The organism is Umezawaea sp. NPDC059074 (assembly GCF_042738955.1).
Taxonomy (GTDB): Bacteria; Actinomycetota; Actinomycetes; order Mycobacteriales; family Pseudonocardiaceae; genus Umezawaea.
Genome location: NZ_JBHYHC010000171.1, coordinates 1 through 18,042 on the forward strand (window position 1 = coordinate 1; position 18,042 = coordinate 18,042).

The following is an 18,042-nucleotide window of genomic DNA, read 5'->3' on the forward strand; positions in this document are numbered from 1 at the left end:
GCCCCTGCACGGGTCGCGCGGCCGGTCCGCACCCCGGAGACTGTCCCGGTGATCGAGGAAGGCAGGCCATGAGCGAACTGACCACGCCGTACGCGCACGGCACGCCCGCGTGGGTCGAGCAGCTGACGACGGACCTGAAGGCCACCACGGACTTCTACCGCGGGCTGTTCGGCTGGGACTACGAGACCGACGGCTACACGATGGCGCTGCTGCGCGGGAAACCCGTCGCGGGCCTGCGCGAGATGCCGCGCGACGCGCTGTTCTCCGTGGTGTGGACGACTTTCCTGGCCAGCGACGACGTGGACGAGTCGGTGGACCTGACGGCCGAGCACGGCGGCACGGTGCTGGTGCCGGTGTTCGAGATGGAAGGACCCGGCCGGGGCGCGATCGTGGCGGACGCGACCGGGGCGTCGTTCGGCGTGTGGGAGGCGGGCACGCACATCGGCGCGTACGTCGTGAACGAGCCGGGCGCGGTGGTGTGGAACGAGCTGGCGGCCAGGGACCTGGACCGGGCGGCGGAGTTCTACGGCGACGTGTTCGACATCGAGGCGGAGAGCGCGCCGGGGATGGGCTACACGCGGTTCAAGGTGGACGGCCGGGCGGTCGGCGGCGCGTACGCGATGACCGACGAGGTGCCCGCGGACATCCCGCCGCACTGGATGACCTACTTCGGCGTCGCCGACGTCGACCGGTCCGTCGCGCGGGTCGTGGAACTCGGCGGGATCGTGGTCGGCGACCCCACCGAGTCCGCCTTCGGCCGCTTCGCCACGGTCGGCGACCCGCTCGGCGCCCCCTTCCGGGTACTGGACGTTTCAGCGGGCTGAACCGCCCTGAACACGCAGTTCAGGGACGTGAACGGGGCATGTGCGCAGAGTCGCGGAACCGGTTCCGGAAACCCCCGTTCGGCTCTGTACGCAGCAGTCGCGACGCCGTGAGTGTGTGGGCGGGCGTAGCGACTGCTGGAGGTAATCGGTGATCCACATCCGGAAGCGCACCATCGTGGGTGCGCTCGCGGCCATAGCCCTGACCGCCACGGCGGCACAGGCGAACGGCTTGGCCGAACCGAACGAGACGACGAGCCACGGCAAGCCCCTGTACCTGGACGCGGGGGCGCCGGTCGACCGGCGCGTCAACGACCTGGTCCGGCGGATGACGCTGGAGGAGAAGGTCGGGCAGATGGTGCAGATCCGCGTGGGCAAGCTGCGCGGCGACTGCAACAACGCCAACGGCCCGCTCGTCGAGAGCTGCCTGAAGTCGGTGCTGGTCGACGCCAAGGCGGGGTCGATCCTGTCCGGCGGCGGCGACGCGCCCGTGGTGAACACGGCCAAGGCGTGGGCCGAGATGAACAACGACATCCAGCGGTACGCGCTGGAGCAGAACCGCTTGCGCATCCCCGTCATCTACGGCGCGGACGGCGTGCACGGCCACAACAACCTCGTGGCCGCCACGATCTTCCCGCACCAGATCGGCCTCGGGGCCACGTGGGACACGGAGTTGCAGAAGCAGCTCGGCGAGTCGACCGGCAAGGCCATGCGCGCGACCGGCGTGTTCTGGAACTTCGCGCCGCTGTCGGACATCGCCCGCGACCCGCGCTGGGGCCGGTTCTACGAGACCTACAGCGAGGACCCCACGCTGACCGGCGCGTTGGCGGCCGCCAACGTCCAGGGCCAGCAGGGCTCGGCGCAGGGCACCGCGACGCTGACCGCCACGGCGAAGCACTTCGCGGGCTACTCGGAGCCGTTCAACGGCCACGACCGCGCGCCCGCGTTCATCCCGATCCGGCAGTTGCAGGACACCGTCCTGCCCGCCTTCCAGCAGCAGTTCGACGCGGGCGTGAAGACCGTGATGATCAACTCCGGGTCGATCAACGGCACGCCGGTGCACGCCTCGAAGTACATGCTCACCACGCAGCTCCGCGAGCGCATGGGCTTCAAGGGCGTCGCCGTGACCGACTGGCAGGACATCAAGTACCTGGTCGACCGCTACCACGTGGCCGCCGACTACCCCGAGGCCATCGCGCTGTCGATCAACGCGGGCGTCGACATGGCCATGGAGCCCAGCGACGCGGCCGCGTTCACCAAGGGGCTGCTGGACAACGTCCGCACCGGCAAGGTCAGCCGCGAGCGGATCGACCAGGCCGTCAAGCGGGTCCTCAAGCTGAAGTTCGACCTCGGCCTGTTCGAGAAGCCGTACGTCGACGCCTCCAAGGCCGACGGCATCGTCAACGGCGCGGACCGCGACCTGGCCCGCCGGGCCGCGGCCGAGGGCACGGTGCTGCTGCGCAACGACGGCGTGCTCCCCTTGTCCCCCAACGCCCGCAAGCTCGTCGTCACGGGTGACACGGCCGACGACGCCGTGCGCCAGCTCGGCGGCTGGACCGTGGAGTGGCAGGGCGTCCCGGACGGCTTCGACGCCCCGGAGACCACGACCGTCCTCGAAGGACTCAAGGCGGCGGCCCCCGGCACCAACGTCGTCCACGCCCCGGCCACGGCGGACGCGGTGGCGCAGGCGTCCGACGCGGACGCGGTCGTCGTCGTCCTGGGCGAGAAGCCCGGCGCGGAAGGCCCGGCCGACACCGAGGACCCGTCCCTCACCGCCGCGCAGCAGGCCCAGGTCGACGCCCTCCAAGCGACCGGCAAGCCCGTCGTCGTCGTGCTCCTGACCGGCCGTCCCAGCGTGCTGGGGACCGTCGCGGACGCCAACGCGCTCGTCGCGGGCTGGCTGCCGGGCGCGGAGGGCGGCAGCGGCATCGCCGACGTCCTGTTCGGCGCCGTGAACCCCAGCGGCAGGCTGGCCGTCTCGTGGCCGAACTCGGTCGGCGACCTGCCCGTGTCCTACGACCAGCTGCCCGGCGCCAACACCAGCGCCGCGTCCAAGTACACGCCCGCCTACGCCTTCGGGCACGGCCTGTCCTACACGACGTTCACCACCTCGGCCCCGACCGCGACCCCGGAGGTGACCGACCGCGGGAAGGTGAAGGTGCAGGTCACGGTGGCCAACACCGGATCGCGGGACGGCACGACCGTCGTCCCGGTGTACGTCCACCAGCCCGTCAGCCGGGTGCTCGTCCAGGACAAGCGGCTGGTCGGCTTCACCAGGGTCGCGCTCAAGGCGGGCGAGTCCAAGCAGGTGGAGGTCGCGTTCGACGCCAAGCAGCTGGCCGTGACCGTCGGCGACGTCGACGGCTCGGGCGAGCGCAAGGTCGAGAAGGGCCTGTACGAGGTCGTGGTCGGCACCGCGAAGGCGCCGTTCGCGGTCCGCTGACCAGGCCGATTCCTGCTGGTCGGCGACCTGCTGCTAGTCTTGCTGGCCGTACCCGCGTGGCATTCCGCACTGGAGGAAACCTGCCTTCACCGGCAGGGCCGAAACACCAACGCGGTACACCCCAAACGTAAGAGAATGAGGGCGTCAGCATGGCCAACATCAAGTCCCAGCTCAAGCGGATCAAGACCAACGAGAAGGCTCGGCTGCGGAACAAGTCCGTCAAGTCTTCCCTGAAGACCGCGGTGCGCAAGTTCCGCGAGGCCGCCGACGCCGGCGACAAGGACAAGGCCACCGCGCTCCTGCAGGACGTGTCCCGCAAGCTCGACAAGGCCGCGACCAAGGGCGTCATCCACGCCAACCAGGCCGCCAACAAGAAGTCGGCCCTGGCGAAGCGCGCCAACCAGCTCTGATTTCTCGAAAGCGAAGCTTTCGCGGCTCCACCCGAAAGGCGTCACTCCTCGGAGTGGCGCCTTTCGGCGTTTTCGGGGAAATTCCGGACAGCGATCCGATGTCCCCCTCATCGACTGGATTCCCCGCTACGACGAATGGTCGGCCCACGGGAGACCCGTTCAGTCGCCGGCCGGCCCAATGGGAATCGAGTAGCGTTTCCCTCGATTCGTCCATCGATCTGCCTGGGGGCATGGAAATGCGACAATTGGCCAAACTCCTCGCTGTGCTCTGCGTGTGCGCGACGGCCGTGCTCGGCCTGTCGGCGGCCGCCACCGCGGCGCCCGCCGACCCCGCCGCGGCCGTCACGTCCACCCGCGTCGCCGCCGCCGACGCGCCGGACTTCACGGCCGCGGCGATCAGCTCGTCCAAGTGCGGGGCGACCGTCGGCTGGGGCAAGATCAAGTACCAGGCGTGCTTCGCGTACACCTGCACCAGCGTGTGCTCCACCCAGGGCTACCTGGGCATCATCAACACCGCGACCAGCCCGCGCACCGTGACCTGGGACCTCGACATCAAGTCCCCGTGGACCGAGGAGCACGACGACAGCGGGACGTGGACCCTGGCCGCGGGCGCCCAGCAGACCATCTACTCGAGCTTCGTCTACACGCACCCCGGCTGCGGGTTCAGCTTCACCGAATCCCTGAAGATCAAGTACGACAGCGCGGGCTTCAGCCCGTACACCACCGCCACCGCGCCCCTTCCCTGCGGCTGACGCCCTCACCGAATTGGGTTGGGTGACCGATTCCGGTCACCCAACCCAATTCGGGCCGTCAGCGACGTGAATGCACGGCGACAATGCGCAGAACAGCCCGTTCCAAAGCGTAATCCGCGTCGGCGGCCACGCCTTTCACGTCGGCGTTCAACAAAGCGACCACGGACATAGCCTCGGCCAATCCGGCGGCATCCCATCCGCGCGCCTGGCCTTGGGCCTTCTTCACCTTCCACGGCGGCATTCCGAGCTTGCCCGCGAGCTGGAACGGGTCCGCCCGGCCCGCCGCGGACACCCGCGCGATGGTCCGCACCGAGTCGGCGAGCGCGTCGGCGACCAGCACGTGCGGCACGCCGAGCTGCATGGCCCACCGCAACGCCTCCAGCGCACCGGACCGGTCTCCCGCCACGGCCTTCTCGGCGACCGCGAACCCGGTCACCTCGGCCTTGCCCCGGTGGTACCGGCGGACCTCGTCGGCGTTGACCTTCCCGCCGCTGTCGGCCACCAGCTGCGACGCCGCGGCCGCCAGCTCGCGCAGGTCCGTCCCCACGGAGTCGATCAGCACCGCGACGCCCTCGGGGTCGATCTTGCCGCCCGCCGCGCGGACCTCGTTGCGCACGAACGCCTCGCGGTCGGAGGCCTTCGTCATCTTCGGGCACTCGATGACCGAGGCGCCCGCCTTCTTCAACGCAGCGGGCAGTTCCTTGGCGGCCTTGCTGCGCCCGCCGCCGGAGTGCACGACCACGAGCGTGATGCCGTCCGCGGGGGCCTTGGCGTAGGCGATCACCGTGTCGGCGATCTCCTTGCCCGCCTCCTGCGCGGCCTCCAGCGCGATGACCCTGCCCTCGGCGAACAGCGACGGGCTGACGAGTTCGGCCAGCTCGGGAGGGGTGAGGTCAGTCACCCGGACGCGGGTCAGGTCGGCTTGGGCGTCGATCGCGCGCGCCGCGTCCAATGCCGCGCGGATCGCCCTTTCCACCAGCAGTTCCTCGTCGCCGACCACGAGTTGCAACGGATCAGGGGCGACAGCCGCAGCGCTCACGGCACGAATCCTCCCACGGTCCACCGACTCCCGGAGTGTGGACGCCGGTGGTCGAGGGGCGGGAGGGTGCCGTAACTTGAGGGACACAACTGAATACCGCTCATCCAGAGGGGCAGAGGGATCGGCCCGAAGAAGCCCCGGCAACCCGAGCGTCAGGTTCTCGCACGTGTGCGAGCGCCCGACGGTCACGGTGCCAATTCCGACCCGCGCTGCGGGACAGATGAGGAGTTACCTCGCGATGACTGCTGTCAGTGTGCCCACGAGCACCTCGTTCGACCTCGGCCCCGCCCGCGCGCTCTCGTGTCGGGAGTGCGGCCACGAAACCCCCCTCGCCGCCGAGTACGCGTGCGTCGAGTGTTTCGGGCCGCTGGAAGTGGCCTACGACTTCGGCCGGATCCGCCGCGAGGACATCGAGTCCGGCCCCCGGTCGATCTGGCGCTACCGCGGCCTCCTCCCCGTCCCGTCGAACGTCCAGTCCCACCCGAACACCGAGCCCGGCGGCACCCGCCTGGTGCAGGCGGACCGCCTCGCGAAGGCGTTGGGCCTGCGCAAGGTGTGGGTGAAGGACGACACCGGCAACCCCACGCACTCGTTCAAGGACCGCGTGGTCGGCGTGGCCCTCGCCGCCGCCCGCGAACTCGGCTTCAAGGTGCTCGCCTGCCCGTCCACCGGCAACCTGGCCAACGCCGTCGCCGCCGCGGCCGCCCGCGCGGGCTGGGACTCGGTCGTGCTCGTCCCCTCCTCGCTGGAGCAGGCGAAGATCCTCATGACCGCCGTGTACGACGGCGCGCTGATCGCCGTCGACGGCAACTACGACGACGTGAACCGCTTGGCCCAGGAACTGGCCGCGGAGCACGAGGACTGGGCGTTCGTGAACGTCAACGTCCGCCCGTACTACGCCGAGGGCTCCAAGACCCTGGGCTACGAGGTCGCCGAGCAGCTCGGCTGGCGCCTGCCCGAGCAGATCGTCGTGCCCATCGCGTCCGGCTCGCAGCTCACCAAGGTCGACAAGGCCTTCCGCGAGTTCGGCGAACTCGGCCTCGTCGAGCAGACCCCGTACCGGGTGTTCGGCGCGCAGGCCACCGGCTGCTCCCCCGTGTCCGCCGCGTTCAAGGAGGGCCACGACGTGGTCCGCCCCGTCCGCCCGGACACCATCGCCCGCTCGCTGGCGATCGGCGCCCCGGCCGACGGCCCGTACGTGCTGGACGCGGTGCGCCGCACCGGAGGCGCGATCGAGGACGTCACCGACGAGGAGGTCGTCGAGGGCATCCGGCTGCTGGCCAGGACCGAGGGCATCTTCGCCGAGACCGCGGGCGGCGTGACCGTCGCGACGGCGAAGAAGCTGGTCGAGACCGGCAAGCTCGACCCCGACGCGGAGACCGTGCTGCTCATCACCGGCGACGGCCTCAAGACCCTCGACGCCGTCGCCCACACCCTGTCCCCGCTGGCCACCGTCCCGCCGTCGGCCCAGGCCGTGCTGGACGCCCTCGGCAAGCGCTGACCCTTTCTCCGGCCCAGGTGGGGCCGCACCCGTCGGGTGCGGCCCCACCTTGCCGTCAGCGCAGCAGGTAGGCGTCGATCACGGTCTGCTCGACGGTGTTGCCCGAGCGATCACCGGCCTTCGCCCGCAACGACACCGACTTGGCCCCCTTCGGGTGCGCCAACACCAGCACACAACCCCCGTTCACCGACACCGCCCGCCACGTCGCCCCGCTGTCGTAGGACACCTCGGCCGACGTGATCTTCGACCGCGACCGCGCCACCCCGGCTTGGTCCTGCACCGACACCGGCACCACGAACGACTTCCCGGCAGGCGCCGTCCCGGCCGCGTCGAGCTTCGGCGCGTACCGGATCACCGAGATCGGCAGCGCCGTGACCTTCGCGGTCCGGTCCGACCGGAACGTCCACGCCACGGACACCCTGGTGCTGAACGGCGACGTGCTCCGCGCCGCGTCCGCCGTGAGCCGGTAGTCGGCCACCCCGTCGGGCAACTCGAACCGCCCGTACCCACCGTCGTCGTTCTCGGCCAACAACTCCCCGTTCCGGTAGACCTTCGTCGACCCCACCACCGGAGCCGCCCGCCCGGCGTTGCCCGCGGAGTCACCGAACAGCCGCAGATCCGCGGCCAACTCCTCACCGTCGCGGTACAGCCACGGCCGACCCCGGTTGTCCGTCAACGACGGCCCGAAAACGGCGTGGTAGAAGGATTCCTCGTACGCCTTGCGCGGCGCGTACGACTTCGGCGGCCCGTCCAGCCCACCCCGGTACCCCTCCGGGCTCTGCACGTTCATCCGCCGAGCCCAGTCCGCGTTCTCCCCTCCGTAGTACTCGGTGCGCACTCCGGGCGCGGTGAACGACTCGATCGCACCCCACCCCCACTCACCCTGCCCGTGCGGCGACGAGGCGTTGCCGATCGTCACGGACTCCCCCGGCTGAGGAGCCCCGACGTCGACCCGAACGGTCGCCAGGTCCGCCTTCCGGATCACCTCGGTCAACCCGGTGTGCGTCCGCCCCTTCAGGTACCAGGCCAACCCGTAGAAGTCGTTGCCCCCGTTCGCGATCCAGCTCGTGCTGAGCTTGCCGAGCACCTCGTTCGGCGCGGCCTCCGGCCCGAGGTGCGCCAGACCGACGTGCGACAGGTCACCACCGAACGAGAACCCACCGATCTGGTACGTCTTCGGCCCGCTCTTGGACCGGTAGACCCGCTGAACCCCGGTCTCCAGCAACGACAACCGCGCCGTCGGATCCGGCAGCGTCAGCACGATCGGCTTCGCCACCCGCGCGTCCAAGTCGATCGCCGTGGGCCCGCGAACCGTCAGCTTCGGGTAGCTGAACGAGTCGTGCGTGTACTGCGCCCCGGACCCCTGCACGGACCCGAACAGCAGGTACTCGCCGATCGGCACCCGCCGCCGCAACCGACCGTCGGCGTCCTTGTCGAGGAACAGCAGCGCACCCGTCTCCAGGTCCACCAACGACGCGTTGACGTACTTCGCCCCCTCACCTGACCTCTCGATCCCGTTGACCACCAGGTCGTAGCTCTCCGGCTCCAGGTCGACCACCACCGCGGTCCGCACGGTCACCCCACTCGCCGAGGCGGTCAGCGCACCACCGAACTGCCCACCGGCGGGCGCCTTGGCCACGTCGGCCGTGACCGTCGCGGTCGCCTTGCTCCCCGCGGGCACGGTGAGCTGAGCGGGCGTCACGGTGAACAGCCCCGCGGGCGCGGTCGTCCCGTCCGGCGTCGCCGCGTCGACCCGCAGGTCCAGCGTCACCGGCACGGCGCTGTCGTTGGCGTAGCTCACCTCCTTCGTGATCGCGGGTTCACCGACGTGCGGCCACTGCTGCGCCCCGAACGTCACACTGCTCGGCACGCTCGTGACCATCTGACCCATCACCCGAGCCGAGTCCACTCGCCCGGCCCCCTGCTGGAACGGCGTCAGCCCGGCGGTCGGCGCCGCCGACGCGATGAGCCGCGCCTTCAGCTGCTCACGCGTCAACTCCGGGTGCTGCTGCACCAGCAACGCCGCCGCACCGGCCACGTGCGGGGTCGCCATCGACGTCCCGGACAGCGACGTGTAGCCGTCCACGACCGGTGGCCCGATCCGCCCATCGGCGTGCCGCGCCGCCACGATGTCCACCCCCGGCGCGGTGATGTCGGGCTTGATCACCCCGCCACCCACGACCGGCCCGCGGCTGGAGAAGTCCGCGATCCGGTTGTCCCGGTCCACCGCGCCCACGGTCAACGCCTCGTCCGCGCTGCCCGGCGACCCGATGGTGCTCGCCCCCGGCCCGGAGTTGCCCGCAGCGATCACGAACAACGTGCCGTACCGCGTCGACAGCGTGTTCACCGCCTCCTCCAGCGGATCCACGCCGGGACTGTCGTACCCGCCGAGACTCATGTTCGCGACGTCGACACCCTGCTCCGCCGCCCACTGCATCCCCGCGATGATCGACGAGTCCGCACCGCTGCCGGAGTCGTTGAGCACCTTCACGTCGAGGATCCGCGCCCCGTAAGCCACCCCCTTGTACTTCCCACCGGACTTCGCCCCGGTGCCCGCGATGATGGACGCGACGTGCGTGCCGTGCCCGTAGTGGTCGACGGAGTCCTTCGAGGTCGAGAAGTTCCTCTCCCCCACCTCCCGGTCCGCCAGGTCGGGATGTGTCTGGTCGACCCCGGTGTCCAGCACCGCGACCGTCACACCCTCGCCCGTGTACCCGGCCTGCCACGCCGCGGGCGCGCCGATCTGCGGCACGCTGTGGTCCAACGAGGCGGTCCGCACCCCGTCCAACCACACCTTCTTGATCCCCGCGCCCGCCAACGCGCTGACCCCGGTGAGCCCCTTCCACACCCCGGACGCCGACTTCGAAGCGTTGACCGCGACCCCGTCGACGCTCGGCAGGTCCACCGTCACGGTCGTGCCCGAAGCCGCCACCGCGGGCCGCTGCCCCGGCAGGTAGGTGACGATCAACGGCACCGTGTCGCGCTCCGCGTCGCCGTATCCCGCGGCCAGCAACTCGGTGACGTCGAATAGTCGCTGGTCCAGCACTCCCTTGGCCAGCAACGGTTCCGCGTCCGCGGGCACCACATAGCTGTGCCCCTGCGACTCGAACGTCGAGAAGGTCATCCCCTCCCGACCGGGTCCGGGCACCAGGTACCCCGCCGCCCCTCGCGAACCGGGGAACACCCGGTCCCCGGTCAGCAGCGTCACGGACTCGCCACTCTTGCCGGACGGCACGTCCGGCACCTGTCTCGGCACGGCCTCGGCGGCGTGCACACCACCCAGGACCAGGACACTCGCCACAACCGCAACGACCGTTTTCCGCGGGGGCCCACCACTCCGACGACGCACTTGATGCCTCCAAGTCACTGGTGTGTCGCGGACAGTAAGGGCTCGCGCGCGCCATTGACAAGGATTCTTAACAAATATGGTCTAGACCTGTCTCGATCAGGCCACGGCGTCTCGGTTGGCAAGGAGCCACCCGGAGGTCGACCGGTCGACCAGCTCCGGAAACTGGTCGACGTGCGGGATGCCGGTGCTGACCGCTCAACCTTCGAGAGTGGGAAGGCGGCCGCTCAGCGGATGACGGCAGGCGGTGGATGTCGTCCCCGCGGCTCGGGGACCTCGGCGGTCACAGGCCCAGCTTGTCGCTGCGCAGCCAGCCGGTGCGGGGAAAGCGCACCAACTCCGGCAGCAGGTGAGGGCCCACGGATTCGGTCGCGGTTCGCCAAGCGGTGATGCGTTGCGGCCAGGGCGCTCCTGCCTTGGATCGGTTGTAGGCGTTGGTGTGCCAGGGGAGGTCGTCGATCGACAGGGTGTCGTCGAAGAGGTTCTCGGCGACCAGTTGGTGGGCGGCGTCGGGTGAGGACACCTCGGTCGGGGCCAGCACCGCGGTGACCGTGGCACGGGCGACGACTCCACGGCCGCCTCCCCGTAAGTCCTCGCACGCGTAGTAGGTGAACGCGGGTTTCAGCTCCGCGGTCGGCCAGGGCGTCGGGACGTAGCCGGGCTGCCAGAGCACCCAGCTGAGCGCGGACCGGCCGCCCTGCGGGGTCCAGCCGACGCGCAGTCTGATCCAGGTTTCGTTCATCGTCCTTCTCCTCTCACTTCTTGCGTCGGACGACCCGCGGCCCGGCTTCCCCACCGAGCACCGCGGTGTCGCCATCTCGATCCGTGCGCAGCACCATCGCCCCACGGCCGGCGAGCGCGTCGAGCACGAGACCGTTGGGATGGCCGTACCTGTTGCCCTCGCCGACGCTCACCAAGGCGATCCTCGGGCGGACCGCGGCCAGGAATTCCGGTGCGGAGAACCGGGATCCGTGGTGCGGCACCTTCAATACTTCGGCGGTCACGTCGACATGACCGCCGAGCAGGTCCGACTGACCCGCCAGCTCGATGTCACCGGTCATCAGCACCCGCCCCGCCGCCGTGTGGGCGCGCAGCACCAACGACGAGTCGTTGATCGCCGTGTTGGCGTCCTCGGTGGCGACGAGCTTTCCCCTGGGCCCCAGCACTTCCACCACGAGCCCCGGCCACTCCAACCGTTGCCCCGCGGTCAACTCGACCAGTTCCACGTCCGCCGCTCGCGCTTGGCGGCGCACCTCCTCCCACGCCCAACTCGGTTCGTGCGACGACCCGATGGCCACCGCTCCCACACTGCGATCGGCGAGCACGGCGGTCAGCCCACCGATGTGGTCCGCGTGCAGGTGGCTGAGCACCAGCAGCGGAATCCGCCGAACGCCCAAGCGCCGCAAGCACGACGCGATCGGCCCCGGATCAGGCCCGGTGTCGACCAGCACGGCTCTGCCCGGCTCGGACGTAGCGAGCACCACGGCGTCCCCCTGGCCGACATCGCACGCGACCACCGACCACCCGGTCGGCGGCCAGCCCGGTGTCACGACGCTGGTCGGGACCAGCACCAGCACCGCCCCCACCAGAGCGGCGGCCAGCAGCACGCGCGTCCGCCGTGCCTTGAGCAGCCCGTACGCGACCAGCAAGACCACCGCCAAGAGCACGGCACCCAGCCAGCCGTTCAGCCACCCGACAGAGGCAGCGGGCACCTCCGACGCTCGACGGCCGACCGTGATCAGCCAACTCGCCTCCGGGCCCGCCACCTCGACCAGCACTCGTGCCGCCCCTTGGTGCAGCGGCGCGACCACCGCGGCCAGGACACCCAGCACCGTCGCGGGCGCGACGACCGGAGCGACCAGCAGGTTGGCGGGCACCGCGACCAGGCTGATCCGCCCCGAGATCCCCGCCACCAGCGGAGCCGTGACGAGACTCGCCGCCAACGGCACCGCGAGCGCTTCCGCGAGACCGATCGGCACGCCTCGATCCCGCATCACCGCAGCCCACCTCGGAGCGAGGAGGACCAGCGCCGCCGTGGCCACGACCGACAACGCGAAACCGGGATCCGTACCCAACGACGGGTCGTACAGGACCAGCACGACCACCGACGTCGCCAAGGCGGGCAACGCCGACCGTTCCCGGCCGAGCACCAGCGCCAGCAACGCCACCGAGCCCATCACGGCCGCCCGCAGCACACTCGGCTCCGGACCGGCCAAGAGCACGAACCCCACCAAGGCGATCGCCGCACCTGCCGCGCACCCCCGTGGTCCGACGCGGAAGGCCCGCAGCAGCAACAGGACCGCACCGCAGAGGATCGCGAGGTTCGCGCCGCTGACGGCCAGGAGGTGGGCGAGTCCCGACGTGCGGAACTCCTCCACGACTCTCGGGGACAGTTCGGCGGTGTCACCGACCACCAGAGCGGGCAGCAGGCCCGCGGGCTCCGGGTCCAGCGTGGTGCTCGCTCCGCGAAGTCCGGCACGCAGGGTCTCCGCGGCCCGCTGCCACACGGGAGCCCGGTCGGTGTCCTGGGGCGGACCACGAACGCGGAGGACGGCCACGGTCAACTCACCTGACCTGGGCGGAGCCAGGACTCCGCGCGCGGTGACGTGCTGGCCTGGCAGAAGATCACGCCAGCCCTTGGCGGGAGCCACGAGGAGCACTGCACCTCCTTGGTCGTAGGTGTGGCCGGCTACCTGGAACCAGGTGATGTCGGCTTGGACGACCACCGAGTCGACGCCGCTGGGGCGAGCGGCGAACCCTTCGGTGCGCAGGCCTCGTGGCCGGGTCGACAGTTCGGCACGGAGGACCACGTGTTCACCGTGCGCGGCGGCGGAGCGGGCGGGGTGGACCGCGGACTCGTGGACCCGCACGCCGATCGAGAGAGCGGCGATCGGGGCAGCTATGACCAGGGCCAGGGCACACGGTCGTGCACCCCAACCGCGGTTCAGGGCAACCGCTCCCGCCAAGCAGGCGATCGCACCGGCGAGGACGGCGATCGGCCAACTCCAGAGCAGTCCGCCGAGCGCCACCGCCCAGACCGCGAGGGCTGCGGGGACCAGGTGGAAACGGGGGTTCACGTCATCACCGGGATGGGAGTGACAGCCGTGGATCGACGGGGCGCGGGGACGGGAGGGACATCGATGGGCGGTGGCGTGATCGCGGGGGCGGGCGGTTGCTGGAGGCGGGGCTCGTGGATCGCCGGGCGGGTGGCGGTCCGGATGGTGGGTGTCCAGTGGTCGCGGTCGAGGATGCGCCAGTTGCGGATGATCTGCTCCAGCGATCGGGTCTCCTCGAGTCGGTTCAGGCGGGGCGAAACGACACCGGCGGAACGTGGGCTGACCGCCAGCGCAGCGCTGACGACGGACTGGCGCGGGGGAACCGCGCCGTGAGAACCGCAGGCGGGGAGTGGGCGATCCCCTCGACGTGGGTCCGATGTGGACTGGGTAACTGTCGGAGCAGCACGAGTGGTCATATCCGCACCAGCTCTCGGAGTTTGACCAAGCGGTTGTCGCCGATGCCCTCGATCTCGCGGAGTTGGTCGAGGGTCGTGAAGGGGCCGCGTTTGGTGCGGCGGTCGAGGATTCGTTGCGCGGTCACGGGACCCACGCCGGGCAGGCCGTCGAGTTGGTCCTTGGTGGCGGTGTTCAGGTCGAGCTTCTCGTCGGACGTCGGTTCGGCGGGTGCGGGCACGGGGGCGGTGCCGACGGACACCTGTTCGCCGTCGACGAGTTTGCGGGCCAGGTTGAGGCCCTGCGGTCGGATTCCGGGGTTGATGCCGCCCGCGGCGGTGATCGCGTCGGCCACGCGGGAGCCGCTCGGAACGGTCACCAGACCGGGAGTGGGGACCTCGCCCACGACGTTGACGACCAGCGGCTCGGGTGGGTTCGAGGTGATGGCCGCTACGGCGACGGGCAGGTTCGGGGGCGTCTCCGGGGTCGGGGAACGCCACCAGACGGCCACGAGGACTGCCACGCCCGCGGTGGCCGCCACGGAGGCGTAGAGGGCACGGCGTTTGCGCGGTGGCGCGGCATCGGGCAGCCAGCGCTCCACCAGTCTGTCCGCCTTGCGGCGGGCCCAGCGGAATCGTGGCGGCGGATCGGTCGCGCCGTCGGAACTGGTGAACACGACCGTCGGCGGCGACGGGTCGGCGGCGGCTCGGGCCGCCAGTGCTTCGAGGCGGACTCGGGAGGCTTCGGGAGTGGAGCGGTGGTCGAACATGCATTCGACGCTAGGGCGGGCCGCCGCCGGGGCGAAGAGGGAATTGTCGAACTGTGGACAACTGGTGGGGTTGTGGACAACTTCGGATCTTGAAACGGGTTTTGTCGGTGGCGCATGACATCATGCCGCGCCCCTCCGTCTACTCCGGACGGTCAGACGTCGCCCGGCAGCACCACGACACCGAGGACGCCGGGACCCGTGTGAGCGCCGATCACGGCCCCCACCTCGGAGATCAAGCAGCCCGACGAGCCGGTGATGCGTTCGTCCAACCTGGTCGCCAGCTCGGCCGCGCGCTCGGGAGCGGCCAGGTGGTGCACGGCCAAGCCGACCGGCCCGTGGCCCGCCGCCAACGCGGCCAGGTCGACGAGCCTGCTGATCGCGCGGCTCATCGTGCGCACCTTCTCCAGCGGCACGATCCGCCCGTCCTCCACGTGCAGCACGGGTTTCACCGCCAGCGCGGTGCCGACGAGCGCGGCGGTGTTGGTGATCCGCCCACCCCGCCGGAGGTGCTCCAGGGTTTCGACGCAGAAGTACGCGCGCAAACGTTTGGCCGCACTCGTCGCCGCCGCTTCCACAGCGGACGCGGACTCCCCTGCCGCGGACGCCGCGCAGGCGGACAGCACGGCGAACCCGAGCCCCATCCCGGTGGCGCGCGAGTCGACGACGCGAATCCTCTGGGGATCCACCTCCTCGGCGGCCAGCCGCGCGGCCTCCCAGGTGCCCGACAGCTCGCGGGACAGGTGCACGGACACCACCGACGTCGCCCCGCCGTCCAGCACGGACCGGTACACCTCGGCCAACTCGCCCGGCGTAGGCCGGGACGTGGTCACGCGGCGGTGCTCGCCGAGGGCGGTGGCGAGTTCGGCCGGGCCGAAGTCGACCCCGTCCAACCGGCTGCGGCCGTCCACCGCCACGTGCAGCGGCACCACGCGGATGTGGTGGCGGTCGGCGAACCCCTCCGGCAGGTACGCCGTGGAGTCGGTGACAACGGTGGTGGACACGGGTCCGGACATTACGGCTCTCACCCGGTCGAGTGGCTCACCGCCACGGACCTGATGAGATCCGCCATCGCGGAACCCATCAGGTCGTGACCTTCCCAGCCCCAGTGCATGCCGTCCGGGTTACCGCGCCCTGACCGCACGTGATCGCCGACGACCGCGGCCACGTCCAGCAGCGGCACGCCCGTCCGCCCGCTCCACGCGCGCACGGCGCGTTCCGCTGCGGGCCGTCCGGTGTGCACGCGCCCGTAGGCGGCCGACCGGTGCACGGACGGCACCATCCCGATCGGCTTGATCCCCGGTTCCAGCGCGTGCACGGCGCGCACCGAGTCGTCCAGGTAGCGGACGGTCAGGTGCGGCGGCAACGCGACCGGGCGGCCGCCCAGGAGCCGCGACAGCGCGGGTTGAGCGGCCTTGTACCCCGTGCGGGCCCACCGGCGCAGACCGTCGGGCCGCAGGTACCTCAGCCCCTGCCGCAGGTACGTCGGCAGGGGCGAGGGCAGCGTGTCCATGTGCCCCACGGCGAGCACGAGCACGTCCGTGCGGGGCAGCAGCGACCACACCCTGGGGTCGCCGGTCAGCGACCACCAGGCGTCGCGGGCCGTCCACCCGAAGCCCGCGGCGAGTTCCGCGTGACCGCCCAGTGCCTTGGCGGCGACGTTCGGCCACAGACCGGGGTAGTCAGCGGGCAGCGGACCGTCGGGACCGTGGAACGCCAGCGAGTCCGCGAGGACCAGCAGCCTCAACGAGTGGACCCGGCGTTGTACGACGACAGGCGCCAGCGCCCGTCACCGTCCGGGCGGCGGGTGAACACCGTCCAGTGGCAGTTGCCGATGCCGCCGAGCTGCCCCCACGACTCGATGGGCAGGTTCAGCAGCTTGCCGGTCAACGCCGAGATCAGGCCGCCGTGCGCGCAGAGCATGACGGTCCCGTCGAACTCGCGGTCCACGTCCTGCACGACCTCGACGGCCCGGTCCGCGACCTCGATCCGGCTCTCGCCGTCCGGTGGCGCGACCGTCGGGTCGGCCCGCCACTGGTCGATCATGCCCGGCCACTCGGCCTCGACCTCGGCGTTGGTCAGCCCCTGCCACTTGCCCAGGTTCGTCTCGCGGAGGCGTTCGTCGATCCGCAGCGGGATGCCGACGGCGTCGGTGAACACCGTCGCCGTGTTCGTCGCCCGCCGCAGATCCGACGCGACCACCAGCTCGGGTGCGAACTTGGTGAGCACGGGCACCGCGAACCTGGCCTGGTTCCACCCCGTCTCGGTCAGCGCCGAGTCGAGGTGGCCCTGCCAGCGTCCCGTGGCGTTGTAGTCCGTCTCACCGTGCCGCCACAGCACGAGCCGGTTCAAGGTCATCTGGTGCTCACGCCTCCGCCGTCTGGTCCTCTGCGGGAGCGTCCGCCGTTCCCTCGAACTCGATCTGCGGGCAGTCCTTCCACAGCCGCTCGAGACCGTAGAAGCTGCGCTCCTCGACGTGCTGCACGTGCACCACCACGTCGACGAAGTCCAGCAGCACCCAACGGCCCTCGCGGGCGCCCTCACGGCGCACCGGCTTGCGGCCCGCTTCCCGCATCTTGTCTTCGATGTTGTCCACGATCGCGCTGACCAGCCGCTCGTTGGGAGCGGAGGCGATCACGAAGCAGTCCGTGATCACGAGCTGGTCGGACACGTCGAGCACGATCACATCGTGCGCCTTCTTCTCGTCCGCCGCGCTAGCGGCGACCAGCGCCAACCGTCGTGCCTCGTCGGTGGCTGCCACATCTCTCCTCACCAGCGACCCGAGGATCCGGGTCGTACATCACTTCGATGCGCGCGGATACGCCCGCACGAGTTAATGAGGGTACCGGCGAGCGGACCTAGTCCGGCACCGAGTAGAGCGAGCGCTTGGAGATGTACTGCACGACACCGTCCGGGACGAGGTACCAGACGGGCAGTCCGGAGGCCGTGCGAGCCCGGCAGGCGGTCGACGAGATGGCCATCGCGGGCACTTCCACGAGGGAGACGGACCCCTCCGGCAGGTGCTGGCCGTTGAGCTCGTAGCCCGGTCGGGTGACGCCGATGAAGTGCGCGAGGTGGACCACGTCGGCCGCGCGGCGCCACGACACGATCTGCTCCAGGGCGTCCGCGCCGGTGATGAAGAACAGGTCGGCGTCGGGGTGGGCGGCCTTGAGGTCGGTGAGCGTGTCGACCGTGTACGTGGGCCCGTCGCGGTCGATGTCGACCCGGCTGACGGAGAACCGCGGGTTCGACGCGGTGGCGATGACCGTCATCAGGTAGCGGTCCTCGGCCTTGCTGACCACGCGGGACGTCTTCTGCCACGGCTCGCCGGTGGGGACGAAGATGACCTCGTCGAGGTCGAACCTGGCCTGCACCTCGCTGGCCGCCACGAGGTGGCCGTGGTGCACCGGGTCGAAGGTTCCGCCCATGACCCCGAGTCTGCGCCGCTTCGACATGGCTGGTCAGCCTACGGTGCCGGTGCGCGGGCGGGCGGGCGCTCCCCGGGTGGACCGCCC

15 protein-coding genes and 1 riboswitch are annotated in these 18,042 nt (G+C 70.8%); of the genes, 5 read left to right on the plus strand and 10 right to left on the minus strand.

The window, feature by feature from the left end; genetic code table 11:
• The first annotated feature begins 68 nt into the window (after positions 1-68).
• From ACFWW9_RS41580 to ACFWW9_RS41595, 4 genes are all read left to right on the plus strand, one after another.
• Positions 69-824 (plus strand): VOC family protein, encoded by a 756-nt coding sequence (locus ACFWW9_RS41580; protein WP_390388392.1) that lies wholly within the window; start codon positions 69-71, stop codon positions 822-824.
• A gap of 148 nt (positions 825-972) precedes the next feature.
• On the plus strand, positions 973-3,264 hold the full coding sequence (locus ACFWW9_RS41585; RefSeq protein ID WP_390388395.1) for a glycoside hydrolase family 3 N-terminal domain-containing protein: 2,292 nt from the start codon (positions 973-975) through the stop codon (positions 3,262-3,264).
• A gap of 149 nt (positions 3,265-3,413) precedes the next feature.
• Positions 3,414-3,674, plus strand: a complete 261-nt coding sequence (gene rpsT, locus ACFWW9_RS41590; RefSeq protein ID WP_259621801.1) for a 30S ribosomal protein S20 — start codon at positions 3,414-3,416, stop codon at positions 3,672-3,674.
• Positions 3,675-3,904: 230 nt separating this feature from the next.
• Positions 3,905-4,426, plus strand: a complete 522-nt coding sequence (locus ACFWW9_RS41595) for a hypothetical protein (RefSeq protein WP_390388398.1) — start codon at positions 3,905-3,907, stop codon at positions 4,424-4,426.
• A gap of 58 nt (positions 4,427-4,484) precedes the next feature.
• Here ACFWW9_RS41595 and holA read toward each other — a convergent pair whose 3' ends face one another.
• Positions 4,485-5,465: a DNA polymerase III subunit delta gene (gene holA / locus ACFWW9_RS41600; protein ID WP_390388401.1), complete on the minus strand. Its 981-nt coding sequence runs from the start codon at positions 5,463-5,465 to the stop codon at positions 4,485-4,487.
• A gap of 97 nt (positions 5,466-5,562) precedes the next feature.
• A riboswitch (SAM riboswitch) is annotated at positions 5,563-5,692 on the plus strand.
• An 11-nt stretch (positions 5,693-5,703) separates the two neighbouring features.
• Between holA and thrC the strand changes: the two genes are divergently transcribed.
• The gene (thrC, locus tag ACFWW9_RS41605; RefSeq protein WP_390388404.1) at positions 5,704-6,966 is read left to right on the plus strand and encodes a threonine synthase; all 1,263 of its coding nucleotides are present in this window, start codon (positions 5,704-5,706) and stop codon (positions 6,964-6,966) included.
• A 55-nt stretch (positions 6,967-7,021) separates the two neighbouring features.
• Here thrC and ACFWW9_RS41610 read toward each other — a convergent pair whose 3' ends face one another.
• The 9 genes from ACFWW9_RS41610 to nadD form a co-directional block, all read right to left on the minus strand.
• Entirely contained in the window at positions 7,022-10,267 is a 3,246-nt protein-coding gene (locus tag ACFWW9_RS41610; protein ID WP_390388407.1) for a S8 family peptidase, read from the minus strand.
• 328 nt (positions 10,268-10,595) lie between these two features.
• A complete protein-coding gene (locus tag ACFWW9_RS41615; protein ID WP_390388409.1) occupies positions 10,596-11,054 on the minus strand; it encodes a hypothetical protein in 459 nt (152 codons plus the stop codon).
• A 13-nt stretch (positions 11,055-11,067) separates the two neighbouring features.
• Positions 11,068-13,389 carry a DNA internalization-related competence protein ComEC/Rec2 gene (locus ACFWW9_RS41620; RefSeq protein ID WP_390388412.1) on the minus strand — a complete coding sequence of 774 codons (2,322 nt, stop codon included), beginning with the start codon at positions 13,387-13,389 and terminating at the stop codon, positions 11,068-11,070.
• A 391-nt stretch (positions 13,390-13,780) separates the two neighbouring features.
• Positions 13,781-14,530, minus strand: coding sequence for a helix-hairpin-helix domain-containing protein (locus ACFWW9_RS41625; protein WP_390388415.1), 750 nt, complete (start codon positions 14,528-14,530; stop codon positions 13,781-13,783).
• Positions 14,531-14,682: 152 nt separating this feature from the next.
• Complete coding sequence (locus tag ACFWW9_RS41630; protein ID WP_390388418.1) at positions 14,683-15,531, minus strand: DegV family protein; 849 nt, start codon at positions 15,529-15,531, stop codon at positions 14,683-14,685.
• A 20-nt stretch (positions 15,532-15,551) separates the two neighbouring features.
• On the minus strand, positions 15,552-16,274 hold the full coding sequence (octT, locus tag ACFWW9_RS41635; RefSeq protein WP_390388421.1) for a diglucosylglycerate octanoyltransferase: 723 nt from the start codon (positions 16,272-16,274) through the stop codon (positions 15,552-15,554).
• Complete coding sequence (locus ACFWW9_RS41640; protein WP_390388423.1) at positions 16,271-16,885, minus strand: histidine phosphatase family protein; 615 nt, start codon at positions 16,883-16,885, stop codon at positions 16,271-16,273. The genes octT and ACFWW9_RS41640 overlap by 4 nt, the downstream gene beginning before the upstream one ends.
• A 7-nt stretch (positions 16,886-16,892) precedes the next feature.
• Positions 16,893-17,288 carry a ribosome silencing factor gene (gene rsfS, locus ACFWW9_RS41645; RefSeq protein WP_390388426.1) on the minus strand — a complete coding sequence of 132 codons (396 nt, stop codon included), beginning with the start codon at positions 17,286-17,288 and terminating at the stop codon, positions 16,893-16,895.
• A gap of 97 nt (positions 17,289-17,385) precedes the next feature.
• Complete coding sequence (gene nadD, locus ACFWW9_RS41650) at positions 17,386-17,982, minus strand: nicotinate-nucleotide adenylyltransferase (RefSeq protein ID WP_390388429.1); 597 nt, start codon at positions 17,980-17,982, stop codon at positions 17,386-17,388.
• Positions 17,983-18,042 lie beyond the last annotated feature (60 nt).

Excerpts from the sequence above, each read along its gene's own strand:
- ACFWW9_RS41595 (WP_390388398.1), top strand. The coding sequence starts at position 3,905 with ATGGAAATGCGACAATTGGCCAAACTCCTCGCTGTGCTCTGCGTGTGC.
- thrC (WP_390388404.1), top strand. The coding sequence starts at position 5,704 with ATGACTGCTGTCAGTGTGCCCACGAGCACCTCGTTCGACCTCGGCCCC.
- nadD (WP_390388429.1), bottom strand. The coding sequence starts at position 17,982 with ATGTCGAAGCGGCGCAGACTCGGGGTCATGGGCGGAACCTTCGACCCG.
- ACFWW9_RS41640 (WP_390388423.1), bottom strand. The coding sequence starts at position 16,885 with ATGACCTTGAACCGGCTCGTGCTGTGGCGGCACGGTGAGACGGACTAC.
- rpsT (WP_259621801.1), top strand. The coding sequence starts at position 3,414 with ATGGCCAACATCAAGTCCCAGCTCAAGCGGATCAAGACCAACGAGAAG.
- ACFWW9_RS41625 (WP_390388415.1), bottom strand. The coding sequence starts at position 14,530 with ATGTTCGACCACCGCTCCACTCCCGAAGCCTCCCGAGTCCGCCTCGAA.
- ACFWW9_RS41615 (WP_390388409.1), bottom strand. The coding sequence starts at position 11,054 with ATGAACGAAACCTGGATCAGACTGCGCGTCGGCTGGACCCCGCAGGGC.
- ACFWW9_RS41580 (WP_390388392.1), top strand. The coding sequence starts at position 69 with ATGAGCGAACTGACCACGCCGTACGCGCACGGCACGCCCGCGTGGGTC.